The organism is Paenibacillus sp. JMULE4 (assembly GCF_013337105.1).
Taxonomy (GTDB): Bacteria; Bacillota; Bacilli; order Paenibacillales; family NBRC-103111; genus Paenibacillus_G; species Paenibacillus_G naphthalenovorans.
Window position 1 is genome coordinate 39,150 of record NZ_SGWF01000013.1, and the last position, 13,308, is coordinate 52,457.

At 48.7% G+C, this 13,308-nt stretch carries 17 protein-coding genes; all 17 read right to left on the reverse strand.

All coding sequences use genetic code 11. The features are described from left to right. Positions 1-6: 6 nt before the first annotated feature. The 17 genes from flhB to fliI all read right to left on the reverse strand — a co-directional run bounded on the left by flhB (position 7) and on the right by fliI (position 13,307). Entirely contained in the window at positions 7-1,098 is a 1,092-nt protein-coding gene (gene flhB / locus EXW96_RS11660) for a flagellar biosynthesis protein FlhB (RefSeq protein ID WP_062407976.1), read from the reverse strand. Positions 1,099-1,118: 20 nt separating this feature from the next. Further along, positions 1,119-1,898: a flagellar biosynthetic protein FliR gene (gene fliR, locus EXW96_RS11665; protein WP_174350615.1), complete on the reverse strand. Its 780-nt coding sequence runs from the start codon at positions 1,896-1,898 to the stop codon at positions 1,119-1,121. Between the two features lie 10 nt (positions 1,899-1,908). Further along, a complete protein-coding gene (gene fliQ / locus EXW96_RS11670; RefSeq protein WP_054818890.1) occupies positions 1,909-2,178 on the reverse strand; it encodes a flagellar biosynthesis protein FliQ in 270 nt (89 codons plus the stop codon). Positions 2,179-2,201: 23 nt separating this feature from the next. Next, positions 2,202-2,909: a flagellar type III secretion system pore protein FliP gene (gene fliP / locus EXW96_RS11675; RefSeq protein ID WP_256846769.1), complete on the reverse strand. Its 708-nt coding sequence runs from the start codon at positions 2,907-2,909 to the stop codon at positions 2,202-2,204. 50 nt (positions 2,910-2,959) lie between these two features. After that, positions 2,960-3,607, reverse strand: a complete 648-nt coding sequence (locus EXW96_RS11680) for a FliO/MopB family protein (protein WP_249929545.1) — start codon at positions 3,605-3,607, stop codon at positions 2,960-2,962. A 53-nt stretch (positions 3,608-3,660) separates the two neighbouring features. Beyond that, a complete protein-coding gene (locus tag EXW96_RS11685) occupies positions 3,661-4,023 on the reverse strand; it encodes a response regulator (RefSeq protein WP_054818888.1) in 363 nt (120 codons plus the stop codon). Positions 4,024-4,053: 30 nt separating this feature from the next. Further along, entirely contained in the window at positions 4,054-5,373 is a 1,320-nt protein-coding gene (fliY, locus tag EXW96_RS11690; RefSeq protein WP_062407970.1) for a flagellar motor switch phosphatase FliY, read from the reverse strand. Then, entirely contained in the window at positions 5,363-6,361 is a 999-nt protein-coding gene (fliM, locus tag EXW96_RS11695) for a flagellar motor switch protein FliM (protein WP_174350616.1), read from the reverse strand. The genes fliY and fliM overlap by 11 nt, the downstream gene beginning before the upstream one ends. 51 nt (positions 6,362-6,412) lie before the next feature. Next, entirely contained in the window at positions 6,413-6,868 is a 456-nt protein-coding gene (locus EXW96_RS11700; RefSeq protein ID WP_174350617.1) for a flagellar basal body-associated FliL family protein, read from the reverse strand. A 24-nt stretch (positions 6,869-6,892) separates the two neighbouring features. Beyond that, complete coding sequence (locus tag EXW96_RS11705; RefSeq protein ID WP_174350618.1) at positions 6,893-7,114, reverse strand: flagellar FlbD family protein; 222 nt, start codon at positions 7,112-7,114, stop codon at positions 6,893-6,895. Positions 7,115-7,171: 57 nt separating this feature from the next. Continuing rightward, entirely contained in the window at positions 7,172-8,005 is an 834-nt protein-coding gene (gene flgG, locus EXW96_RS11710; protein ID WP_174350619.1) for a flagellar basal body rod protein FlgG, read from the reverse strand. Positions 8,006-8,103: 98 nt separating this feature from the next. Then, entirely contained in the window at positions 8,104-8,481 is a 378-nt protein-coding gene (locus tag EXW96_RS11715) for a TIGR02530 family flagellar biosynthesis protein (protein ID WP_062407964.1), read from the reverse strand. After that, positions 8,482-8,925, reverse strand: a complete 444-nt coding sequence (flgD, locus tag EXW96_RS11720; protein WP_174350620.1) for a flagellar hook assembly protein FlgD — start codon at positions 8,923-8,925, stop codon at positions 8,482-8,484. A gap of 41 nt (positions 8,926-8,966) precedes the next feature. Then, positions 8,967-10,580, reverse strand: coding sequence for a flagellar hook-length control protein FliK (locus EXW96_RS11725; RefSeq protein ID WP_174350621.1), 1,614 nt, complete (start codon positions 10,578-10,580; stop codon positions 8,967-8,969). A gap of 22 nt (positions 10,581-10,602) precedes the next feature. Further along, a complete protein-coding gene (locus EXW96_RS11730; RefSeq protein ID WP_074728432.1) occupies positions 10,603-11,514 on the reverse strand; it encodes a MotE family protein in 912 nt (303 codons plus the stop codon). 24 nt (positions 11,515-11,538) lie between these two features. Beyond that, the gene (gene fliJ, locus EXW96_RS11735) at positions 11,539-11,979 is read right to left on the reverse strand and encodes a flagellar export protein FliJ (RefSeq protein WP_054818883.1); all 441 of its coding nucleotides are present in this window, start codon (positions 11,977-11,979) and stop codon (positions 11,539-11,541) included. A gap of 8 nt (positions 11,980-11,987) precedes the next feature. Next, positions 11,988-13,307 carry a flagellar protein export ATPase FliI gene (gene fliI, locus EXW96_RS11740; RefSeq protein WP_062407957.1) on the reverse strand — a complete coding sequence of 440 codons (1,320 nt, stop codon included), beginning with the start codon at positions 13,305-13,307 and terminating at the stop codon, positions 11,988-11,990. Position 13,308: the final 1 nt, after the last annotated feature.

Genomic DNA, 13,308 nt, shown 5'->3' on the forward strand with positions numbered 1-13,308 from the left:
TTACTTTTAGTTCGCTTTCCCTTTTAATTTGTATACATAGGCAAGCACTTCAGCTACGGCCTGGAACATATCGGCGGGTATCGATTCGCCGATTTCCACTTGAGCATACAGCGCCCGGGCCAGAGGCTTATTTTCCATCGTAATGATTCCGTTATCCTTGGCGACCTGCCTAATCTTAAGAGCAATATAATCGGTACCCTTGGCAATGACGGTCGGCGCTTGCATTTGGCCTGCATCATACTTAATGGCTACCGCAAAGTGAGTCGGGTTTGTGATTACGACGTCCGCTTTTGGAATCTCCTGCATCATTCGCTGCAGCGCCATCCTCCGTTGCTTTTCACGAATTTTACCTTTAATGAGCGGATCGCCTTCCGTCTTTTTGTACTCGTCCTTAATGTCCTGCTTGGACATCCGGATACTCTTGCCATGCTCGTAACGCTGATACATATAATCGAAGATCGCCAGAATGATTAAGATCAGGCCAATCTTAAGGCCTAGCGATAGGGTGAGCGACCATGTAAACAGAGCAATTTCTTCAAGCGGCATCTGCGCGAGCCTCAAGATATAATCCTTCTGCGCCACCAGCGTCGTATAAACGACAATCCCGATAATCGACATCTTCAGCACCGATTTCAAGAAGTCGACTAACGCCCTCATGGAGAATAACTGTTTAGCACCTTGGATCGGATTGATTTTATTAAATTTCATCATGAGCGGTTCTCCGGTGAGCAGAAACCCGATTTGCAAATAATTACCTAGTACGGCAACCGCAACGGCAATCAGGAAAATCGGCCCGACGATCAGAAGAAGCTGTAATGCCATCTTCTCAAACAACACGATAACGTTATCTGCGGTAAGATTGAGAAGGAGAAAGTCATGAAGCGTCGACTGGAACAATCCGAACAACCGATCCTTCATAAAGGCTCCGAACAAGGAAAACGACAGGAAGGAAAAAAACAGGATAAAGGCAGCCGGCAAATCCATACTTTTGGCGACCTGGCCTTTTTGTCTGGATTCTTGTTTTTTCTTGGGCGTAGCTTCTTCCGTTTTTTCTTGAGAGAACAGCTGCAAATTGAGTTTTAAACGAAACTGCGCCACGTCCTTGCCTCCGTTCTTTCCTATTCGTTGAATAATCCGAAGAAATCCCTGATCGCATCCAGCATCGAAGCAAACATGTCTTTGTAGACTGTTTCATAGCCGGGAAATAACAAGAGCAGCATGACGAATCCGAGCAAAATTTTGAGCGGCAGGCCGATAACAAAAATATTGAACTGCGGCGATACCCTTGCCAGGAGGCCAAGCCCTACGTCAGCCAGAAACAAGGCGACCACCAAAGGAGCAGCGATTTGAAAGCTTATCGAGAACACGCTGGAAAACGTACGTATCATAAAATCGGACAGCTGCCCATTATTATTCAAATAGAACAAGTTGTTATCGAGCGGAATCCATTCGTAGCTCCTCATGATCCCTTCAAGCAAAAAATGGTGGCCGTTAAAAGACAGAAACAGCAACAAAGCGATAATATATTTTAAATTGCCGAGAATCGGACTTTGGGCTCCCGTCATCGGGTCGATGACGTTCGCAATACCGAACCCCATCTGAAGGTCAATGAACGAGCCCGCAATTTGTACAATCGTAAAAAACATGTACGCGATGAAACCCAAACACAAGCCTACAAGCACTTCACGTATGACGGTCAAAACATATAGCGAATCCATCGCCACCGGCGCAGCCGTTCCCACACCGAAATATGCGATAAAGGCTGTAAAAAACGCAAGGCCGATCTTGAACTGTGCCGGTACATGCTGCGCTGAAAACACGGGAGATACAACGAAAAATGAAGTAACCCGACAAAGAATCAGCAGAAATCCCGGAAAATACGTGAGAAACCATTCCATAATCCACAACCTAACCCACGTATTTATACAAGTTGTTCAGCAATTGATAAGTAAAATCAACCAGCGTATTCAGAATCCAAGGTCCGAATATGAGCAAAGCAAGCAAAACGACGACAATTTTGGGCACGAATGCCAGCGTCTGCTCTTGAATTTGCGTTGTCGCCTGAAATATGCTGATGACAAGTCCGACCACCAGCGCCAGCACCATCATCGGCGCACTGGCCTTTAGAGTCGTAAAGACAGCCTCTCCTGCTATTCTGATTACGAATTCCGAGCTCAAATCGTTCTCCTCCTGATGGCCTTCTATGTGTTGTAGCTAAGCAGCAACGACCTTACGACCAGATACCAGCCATCCACCAGGATGAACAACAAGATTTTAAAAGGAAGTGAAATCATCACCGGCGGAAGCATCATCATCCCCATCGCCATCAATGTGCTTGCTACTACCATATCAATGACAAGAAACGGAATAAAAATCATAAAGCCCATCTGAAAGGCGGTCTTTAACTCGCTGATCGCATAAGCCGGAACGAGGGCCGTCAAAGGCGTATCTTCTACGCCGGTCGGCGGAGCCGCTTTGGAATAATCCAGAAACAGCTTCAGGTCCTTCTGCCTCGTATGCTGGAACATAAACTTTTTCATAGAAACAGATGCATTATCCAAAGCCGCTGTCTGTGTAAGCTCTCCTCTCATGTAGGGCTGCAGCGCGGTTTGATTGATCTCTCCCAATGTCGGAGCCATGATGAAAAAGGTAAGAAACAGCGCTAACCCGATGAGCACCTGATTCGGCGGCATCGACATCGTACCCAATGAAGTACGAACAAAGCCGAGTACGATGATGATGCGGGTGAAGCTGGTCATGAGAACCAGTATAGCCGGGGCTATACTTAAGATCGTGATCATCAGCAAAATCGTAACCGTGTTCGAGGCTCCTTGCGGATCGCCGGAAGTCCCGATATCGATATTGATTCCCGGAATCGGATCTGCTGCATACGCTTGGCCGGATAACATTCCCGACAAGCTTAAAAGTAAGAGAACCAGGTAAAGCCTGCGTCTGTGATTCATGATTTATCATTCAACCGATCTGAATTATTCTCTTGCTTCAGCATCTCTTCCATCATTTTCTTTCGGTCTGTCATCTGCTGCATTTTGGTTTGAAACACCTGCTGAAACGATGCGGTCACTTCCATCTCTTCGTCTACCTGCGGTCTGTGACGCAGCTTTTTCATGAATTCCCCTAACGATGCAAAGGAAGGACCCGTAAAAGCCGTCCCGCTGGCCATCATCTCCGCGATATGGGCAACCTCGGCCTCATCGGTAATTTTGTCAAGCAGCTGTATGTTTTCACCGATGCCTACAACATATAAGGCATTCCCGATTTCTACGATTTGAATGGATTTATTCGGACCGAGCGGCAGTCCGCCAAGCGAGCGAAGCGTACGGCCCGATAAAAATTTGTTTTTTTGTTGCGAGATGACCTTCATTATGATGAAGAAAATGCCGATAATAAGAACAAGAAACAATATGACTTTGACAATCATCCAAAGCGTGTCCCCTGGTGAAACACCAGGTATCGGCTCCGATGAATCAAGCAGCCCCGGCTCATGGGGGGGCGTGCCCGTTTCGCCGTAACAAACAGCAGCAGCCGCTGCTGTTTGTATCCAAAATACTGCAGCGAAAAACAACCATTTGGTTGTGAGTCTGGTCAACGCTCTACATTCCCTTCCGTCTTCGTAGACTCTCCCCAACGCTTCGGTATCATCTACCCTAAGGTTTTCTTAATAGCCTCAATAACACGGTCAGCCTGGAACGGTTTTACGATAAAATCTTTTGCCCCTGCCTGAATGGCGTCAATAACCATTGCTTGCTGCCCCATCGCAGAACACATAATCACTTTTGCATTAGCATCAATCTTCTTAATCTCCTTCAACGCTTGAATCCCGTCCATTTCCGGCATGGTTATGTCCATTGTAATCAAATCCGGGGAAAGCTCTTTAAATTTCTCTATCGCTTGAGCTCCATCATTGGCTTCACCGACAACCTCATATCCATTTTTAGTCAAGATGTCGCGGATCATCATTCTCATAAATGCTGCATCGTCTACAATTAAAATTCGGTTTGCCATAATTACACAGTCCTCCCAAGGTTGCTTAATCTAATATTGTAATTTTTGAATTCTGTCCCATTGATTTACGATATCCGTAACACGAACACCAAAGTTTTCATCAATAACGACCACTTCGCCTTTAGCGATCAGCTTGTTGTTCACCAGAATATCGACCGGTTCCCCTGCCAGCTTGTCCAATTCGATAATCGAACCCTGAGACAACTCCAATATGTCTTTTATGACTTTGTGTGTTCTCCCCAGCTCAACAGTAACCTTCAGAGGAATGTCGAGCAGCAGGTTCAAATTCGTATCTTCCGCAGGAGTCAGATTCGTCGGTGTAAAGTTGGTAAACTGAGCCGGCTGTACATTGACATTCCGTGAATCCGGCATGCCGTAAGCGGCAGGCTGCGACGGATAAGCCTGTGGATTTGGCGGCATCGGCGGTTGGCCATACATCGGTTGTTGATATACCGGCGGCTGCTGCGGCGGTTGACCGTACATCGGCTGTTGGGACGGTTGGCCGTAAGGCGGCGGCTGCTGTGCAGGCGGCGCTGAATAATAATCGTTCACCGGCTTATGATCTGCATGCTGTGCATACGGTTCTGGCGCTGGTGCAGCTGGTGCGGGCGGCGCCGATGGAGCAGGCGGTTCGGCAACCGTCTCTTCCTGAAATTCCCCCCCTCCCATAAGAATGGATACCATATCTTTAGCGAAGGGGACCGGAAGCAGCTGCATAATGGTCGAATCGATCAGATCTCCAATCGTTAACCGGAAAGAAACTTTGATGAACACTTCTTCCGGAGGCAGCGCAGCCGTTCCTTCTCCTTCCGACAAGTTCAGAATATCAATCCCAGGCGGTGAAATATTGACAAACCGGTTAAAGATGGTCGACATGGATGTAGCCGAGGAACCCATCATTTGATTCATCGCTTCCTGGACCGCACTAATATGGATCTCGCTCAATTCGTCGGTTTGCCCTGTTCCATCACCGCCCATCATCAAATCGGCGATGACTTGAGCATCCCGCGTTTTAATGACAAGAAGATTGATGCCGTGAAACCCATCGACATAATTGACATGAACCGCAACATGAGGCTTTGGAAATTCCTCGATCAATTCCTCTCGCGCAATGACGGACACTTTAGGCGTGGTAATATCTACCTTCTTTCCAAGCAGCGTGGATAATGCGGTAGCGGCACTGCCAAAGGTAATATTGCCGATTTCGCCTAATGCGTCTTGTTCCAACGAGGACAAATAATCTTCCACTTTTGGAGCAAAACCGGAACCGCCGACTGAATCGACTTCAGCCGATTGTCTCAACAAGGCATCGATTTCTTCTTGAGACAAATAATCCTTATTATTCGTCATACTCTTCTACTCCTTCTTGGACAATCTCATTGATTTGCACAGCCAGCTTGCCTCGGGTCGTTCCCGGACTTCCGAAAAATTTCAGCTTATCCCCGATCCGAATATGCAGTGGCTCCTCGACGGACCGGTTCAATGTAATCACATCGCCGACGTTCAGACTCAAAAATTCCCTGACCGATATTTGGGATGTGCCAAGCTCTGCAATCACTGGCAATTTTGCTTTATGAAGCCTCGATTGAAGGGCCGTCATTTCTTCCGGCGCGCTGGTCTTTTTCTGGGATACAAACCAATGATGAACTGACAATCTCGGCATAATCGGCTCAATAACGACATGAGGTATGCACAAGTTGATCATCCCGGTTGTATCTCCGATTTTAGTACTCAATGAAATGAGTGCAATGGTTTCGTTAGGTGAAACAATCTGCATAAATTGCGGGTTGGTTTCCAAGGCTTCCAGCCTCGGTGACAAATCCACAACCGTTTTCCATGCTTCCTGCAGACTTTCAAACGCCCGGCTGAAGATGCGTTCCATCACGATCGTTTCGATTTCCGTCAGTGCATTAATTTTGGTTGGGGACGTACCCACACCTCCCAGCAGCCTGTCCAGCATCGCAAACGCTATGTTCGGATGTACTTCCAGCACCATTCGTCCTTCCAAAGGTTCGGCTTCAAAGATGTTAAGAATCGTCATCTTGGGTATGGACCGAATAAATTCGTCATAGGGCAGCTGCTCGACCTGTACGACATTGATTTGCACAAAGGTACGGAGCTGGGCGGAAAAATAGGTAGTCAGATATCGCGCGAAGTTCTCATGGATCCGAGTAAGACTTCGGATATGATCTTTGGAGAAACGAACCGCTCTCTTAAAATCATAGGCTCTGACTTTTTTCTGCGTCTCTTCTTTTTTAAGCTCTTCCGCATCCATTTCTCCTGATGATAGCGCCGCGAGCAAAGCGTCGATCTCATTCTGAGAAAGTACATCTACCATTAGCGTCACCTCCTTCGTGCCGTAACTCTACTTGCCTTATTAAGCTTTCTGCTATTGGAGAACAATGTCGGTAATCAATATTTGATTCAGTTTTCCTTGCTGCAGAAGCGGGTTCATTTTATTCATAAGGGCTGAAGTGAGATTGTCAAAGCCTTTGCTTCCCGACACTTGATCCGGGGTCATATCGGCGAGCGTTTGGATCACGATCGCTTTCATCTGCGTTTCCAGCTTTTCAAACTCCTCCCTCGCCTTCTTATTTTCCAGTTCAAAGGCAAAGCTTACTTTAATGAACTTGTTGTTTCCGCCAGAAAGGTTGGTCAACACATCCTTCATGCTGAAGGTGTTGTCCCGCACCTCATCCGGAGTAAGCTTCTTGCCCGACTTGACTTCACTGGCCGATTGCTGCGCCTGATCCCGGAGGGTGCTGTTAGCTTTATCCATATAATTCCAGAGGATGAAAGCTGCCGTCAAAATTAATGTAATGGCGATGAGGACGGCCACCACCATGATGAATATTTTACTCCTAAACAATTACGACCCCTCCGAATCCAGGCTTTTTATCGTACTGCCTACAAGCCCAAGCGACTGCAAGAAACGTTGAACCATGGCAACTGTATCATCCACTTTTTCCAGCACCATTATTTTCTTACCGGTTACTAAAGTAATCATTGTATCCGGTGTCTCCTCGATCGTTTCGATCAGGAGAGCATTAATCGTAATTTGCTTTCCGTTAAGCCGAGTCAAGCGAATCATCAGCTACCTCCGGTATACTTAGTAATTGGGGGAGGGAATCCTCCCCCATCCCTCAGATTATCGTTTCAGATTAACGACCTCTTGAAGTACTTCATCCGAAGTCGTGATAATTCTGGAGTTAGACTGGAATCCGCGCTGGGCAATAATCATCTCGGTAAACTCCGAGGTCAAATCGACATTGGACATTTCGAGCTGTCCGGAGATAATGGCGCCGGTACCGGTAACCGGATTATTCGCCTGAGCCTCTTCCCCGGTAGGCAGCTCTTGCGCGTCCGGCGGCATCGCGTTAGGCGTCACGCGGTACAAGTTACCGCCGATTTTCTCGAGCCCGGAAGGATTAACTACCTTTACGACGCCAATAAAGACACCGCTCGGAGTCGCTATTCCATCTTCTCCTACAGTGATAAGCTCGCCCGACTGTGAGATTGAAAAGGCCGTCACCGTATCGTCAAGCTGGATAATCCCTCCCTCGCTGTCCGACACGAAGAGTCCGTCAGCGTTGACCAGCCTGCGGTTGGAGTCCAGCGTGAAATTCCCCGCACGGCTCAAAAAAGGTTGTTCTTGATCTTCCGTTGCTCTCAGCATGAAGAAGCCGTCACCGTCAATTCTCAGGTCCGTTACGACGTTCGTCGTCATGGCGCTGCCCGGCGTGTGCAATGTGTCAATGGCACCGACGGTAACACCAAGTCCGATTTGCTTCGCGTTGACGCCGCCACGTTCGTCCGTAGGTGCCGACACGCCGGAGACGGTTTGGCTGAGAATATCCTTGAACATGACACGGCCGGCCTTAAAACCAACCGTATTGACGTTGGCAATGTTATTGCCGATGACGTCCAGCTTGGTTTGAAATCCTCTCATACCTGATACGCCGGAATACAGAGATCTTAACATCGATAGATTTCCTCCCTGAATGCGAATATGTACTGAAATGCCGGTTGTTTCAGTCGATCCACAACCGAGGCCTCCGCGCAGCGGGCCGGCCTAAACATTTAAGAAATGATGATGGCACTGTCAATTTGCGTGAACAAGTTGTCTTTCATAGAGGCTTCGTCCATGGCCGTAACCACGGTACGACTCTTAATATTCACAATCAAGGCCGTATCATCGATCAGCATAAGCGATTCTTTCATGCCTTTGGTCGCAGCTTTATCGATGGCCGAATTGATTTTGGCCAGATGTTCGGGCTGGAACTGAATCCCCCGCTGTCGCAATCGTTCTTCGGCATGATGGCTGAAACGCAGCGTTTGTTTTTGTAAAATTTTATCAAACGATAAGTTACCGTTTGGGGGGGATGCCGCTGTCTTAATGGAGTGGTTTGGAGTCACCACATTCGGATAAAGACGGCCAATCGTTATTCGCTCCGTCATTTAGCTTTCCTCCGGATTCGAAATTTGGCTGATTTTATCGAGCGTAACTTCCTCTCCATTTACCTTTGCAAACTGCTCGCCCTTTTTTACCGTGATGGACTCGACGATGCCGGATTTCGTTTGTGTGTCTCCATTACTATCCACATAAGTCCATGTAATGCTCTTCCCAATCAATCCGGATGCAAAGCCGAGCGATTGTCGGAGCATTTTCATTTCACCGGCCATATTGGTCAACTGTTCCACCGAGGTGAACTGAGCCATTTGGGCGATAAACTCTTTATCCTGCAATGGCTGGGTCGGATCTTGATTTTTTAATTGGGCGATCAAAATTTTCAAAAATTCATCTTTGCCCAATTGATTCTTGTCTTCAGAGCCTGCGCGCTGAACATTTTCTTTGGCGTAATAAGGCCATACGTTTCGGGTACTGATATTCGAGTCTGGCACGGAATCACCTCCTGCTGGCCGTTATGATCCGATAAGACGGTTTATGCCGTCACATCGATGGAGCCCTTGTCGTTCAATGCCTTATTCAAGTTAGCAGATATGTTTATCGGCTGTTCTTCCTCCATGCTCTCTACACTGCCTCTGCCCGATTTGTTTTGCTTGGAGGATTGACCGGAGGACTGCTGCCGCCGATCTTCTTGGAACATGCCGGACTGGAAGCTCTGACTCTGGCCGACCTCGAGCTTTTCGACTTGAATGCCTTGGTTTTGCAATGTCGTCCGAAGCTGGGTTAACTGGCTTTCAAGCATTTCTTTACCAGACAAGCTGTCCGCCATGAATTGGGCTACCAGCATGCCGTTGTGCATCGTCAGTTTCACTTCCACATGTCCAAGATGCTGCGGAAACAATGAGATCTTGGCTTCGGTTAAACCGTCTGCGGACGTGGCAAGAGAAAACGAGCTGACGACAAACTGCGTCATATCATTGGCAAATGTACCTGCGGACATATGCAGTACCGGATGCTTCGGCATCGCATTTCCCGCTTGAGCTCCCTTCATCCAATCCTGCACGGTCATCACGGGATGCTGTCCGTTTACCGGTTCGGAATCGGCCGGCATCAACGGTTCGAATAAGGGTTGATCCTGGATTGCCGGCTGCTCCGCAGAAAGCTTGGCAACCGTATGCTTCACCGCCAGCAGCTCAAGCTTACTCAACTGGGCAGCGGCCACCCGGATGGTCTCTTGTGTCCCGGAGGTCTCCACATCCGCTGCCGGCTGCTCCGCAGAAAGCTTGGCAACCGATTGCTTAGCTGCCAGCATTTCAAGCTTACTCAGCGGGTTAGCGGCCACCCGGATGGTCTCTTGTGTCCCGGAAGTCTCCACATCCGCTGTCGGTTTTACGATGAGCGACGGTTGAGACGGACGATCCGCACGCTCGGCTTCTTTACGCAGATGGCTTTCGCTTGCTGCTGCAGAAACCAAGACCGCAGAAAGCTCCTTCAACGTTTGCTGAAGCTGCGGGTCTTTATGGCCTTGTTCAATCATTTCTTTCAACCGATTCAACATTTGAACCGCTTCGGAAAGGGAGATTCCTGCCTGTATTGTACTGCTGCTCTCCCCTTCCGTTCCTTGATTCTCCGTAGTGGGCGCAGCTGCAATCAGCGGAATAAACAGCATTGGATTTAATGCTTCTTCCAAATGATCGTTAGCCTGAGACGCCGGAGCCAAACCGCCTTCCCATGTGCCGTCGTCAGCACCATTTTGCGGGTTCGGGGTAAGAGCCACCAGGATCGACTGAAGCTGAACGAGCCATGCTTGCAGATCAGGGTTCGATAATAAGGAATGTTCCTCTTCACCGTCCTGCGGTTTTTCCAGCAGTTGAATTAAGCCTTGGATTTGCTCGCCTGTCAGCGCTGCTGCAGATTCGTCTGTTTGAACAGCAGCCATCAGAATAGGGGTAATCAGGCCCGTCAAAACCGAAAGGCCGGTCGCGGCTGAAGCCGAATCCTTACCTGCCTGCGGATGGGCTGAAATCAGCATCCCGTTGAGCGTCGTGGAAAAACCGGAGCCGCCGGTTCCCGAATTGATCGCTCCTGCCGTTCCACCGGCCGTTGTACCGACAGATCCGGCTGTTGATGTTTGGGCTGTAATTTCCATTTTATTTCACCTCCTTTCGGGTTTATTGAACGAGTCGTGCAGAAAGCAAAGCAGCGGTCTCTTTGGATTGCTCGGAGACAGCAGACAATACCCTCGAACGCCCCATGCTGTCCATCGACTTTAATATGGAGAGAACTTTGTCCGGATTTGACTTTTGCATCTCTATTAAAACCGTTGCGGCGCTTTTGGGCGTCATATTCGCAAATGTAGACCCAAGATCATCTTTGCTTAAATGGGTGTCCGCTTGTGACGTCGCAGAGACCGATTGATTCAGCCTTTCCTGAAGGGCGGCAATTTGCGTATCCCTTACGCTGGTTTGGTCTTTTAACAGAATGGAAGCCTCGGCAGCTTTCGCCGGATCCATGCGCTCCAAAACTTTGACCCGTTCATCCGGTTTCATCATTCCCAGAACCAGCACCAATTCGTTTTTGGTCAAATTCTCCAGGATCGGTGCAGCCTTGGAGGGCGACATTTTTGCGTACATCCCGGCCAACTGTTGAATTTGAGCCGTGTACTCATCTTCAGAAATCGTCTTGGTCTTGATCTGTTCTTCTAAACCGCTGTTTTTCAATTGCAGATCTTTGATCGTTTGATCACGCTGCTGAAGCGCTGCTTCAGCTTGCTTCAGCTCCTGCTCCTTTTGCTCAAGCTGCTCAGCATAATTTGCAGCCGTCGGCTCTTGCCCAGGTACGGCCTCACCCTGCGTCTGCTGCGGATCTTGATTCCCGTCCTCGGCATTGGTTATTGGAAGGATCGAATTTATAACCGGAATCTTGCTCACTGTACGCACAGCATTACTCATGACATCATAGCCGAAGATGGTCATCAGCACGCCTAACAGTACAGCAGTAAAAACAAAAGGAATGAGGAACCAGATCAGAAACCGTTCCATGGCTCCGTAAGACGACGATTGCTCCGTATTTGCGTTTGCCATGACCTCACCTCCTTCAAATTATGACTATGATAGCCTTTGATATCGGTTTGTCGCCATTTCGTCTAACCGATTTTGTTCAACTTTCAGCACGCCGGCGGAAAATTTTTGATAAGCTTTTTCCTTGGCTTTCGTCCACACCTTTTCTTGCAGCAATTTTCCGGTCAAATCGTCCTGCCTGATCTGCACGTTCGTCTTGGCCGTATGCAAATCTTGATGCTTGTCTCTTATGCGCAGATCGATATGATCAACGTAACTTTGCAGCAGCAGCAGGTTCGAAACGGTTGTACGATTTTCGGAAACTTTATGCAGCTTTTCCTGCAGCTCCTTCTTCGCATCCTCCAGCTTAGCCAGAGTCGATTCCTCTTCGCGCAGTTTTACGATCGCTTGAGATAACATCCATTCCGCTTGAGTCTTTTCATTCGTTTTAAGATCAACGATTTTTTGAAAAGCGTACTGAAAACGCATGTTTCATCTCATCCCCTGTAAAATTCTCGAATTAATCGCTCTTGTGCGTCAGCAAAAGTCAGCTTCTCGTTTACCCGCTGCTTGGTATAATCCCAAATCGACTGGATGGAATCAATTGCCAGATCAATTTCCGGATTGGAGCCTTTTTGATACGCCCCAATATTGATGAGATCCTCCGAATCTTTATATGTAGACAGCAGCATCTTTAATTTCTCCGCTGCAAGCAGTTGTTCTGCCGGAACAATTTCTTTCATGACGCGGCTAACGCTGGACAATACATCAATGGCCGGGTAATGGCCACGGTTGGCAATGCTCCGGTCGAGAACGATATGCCCGTCCAAAATTCCGCGGACCGCATCGGCAATCGGTTCATTCATGTCATCCCCGTCGACAAGCACGGTATAAAATGCAGTGATGGAACCTTTAGGTCCCGTTCCGGACCTTTCGAGCAGTTTCGGCAATGCCGCGAAAACGGACGGCGTGTATCCCCTCGTGGCAGGAGGTTCGCCTACGGCCAGTCCCACTTCCCGTTGAGCCATGGCGAAGCGGGTTACCGAGTCCATCATCAGCATGACATTCAAGCCGCGATCCCGGAAATATTCGGCAATGCTCGTAGCAATCAATGCGCCTTTAATTCGAATGAGAGCAGGTTGATCTGACGTTGCGACAATGACCACGGAACGGGCCAATCCTTCCGGACCGAGGTCACGTTCGATAAAATCAAGCACTTCCCTGCCCCGTTCGCCAATGAGTGCAATCACGTTCACATCCGCAGACGTATTGCGCGCAATCATGCCCATCAGCGTACTTTTACCAACGCCTGACCCGGCAAAAATCCCTACACGCTGTCCTTTACCGATCGTCAGCAGACCATCAATGCATCGTACGCCGACGCTGATCGGTTCCAAGACACGCGGACGAATTAACGGGTTGCTAGGCATGTTATTGGTAGAGTAATGCGTCATCCGGGACGGTAAATAGGTCCCGTCGAGCGGTTGGCCCAAGCCGTCGAGCACCTTGCCAAGCAGTTCATGTCCTACCTGTACAGTGAGCGGCTTGCCTGTGCCGACTACATCACAGCCAGGGCCTATGGACTGCAGCTCGCCGAGCGGCATCAGAATGACTTTATTGTTCTTGAAGCCTACGACTTCGGCTTTTAGCGGCGTGTTCGACTTCAATGGATAAATATAGCAAACATCGCCTATGCTTGCATCGGGTCCTTCCGATTCTACCGTCAGCCCGATCACCTGCGTCACTTTTCCGTTCACCCGGATCGTGTCCATTTGATTTAGGTGTTCGATATACTTTTGAGCGCTTGGCGCCTGCATA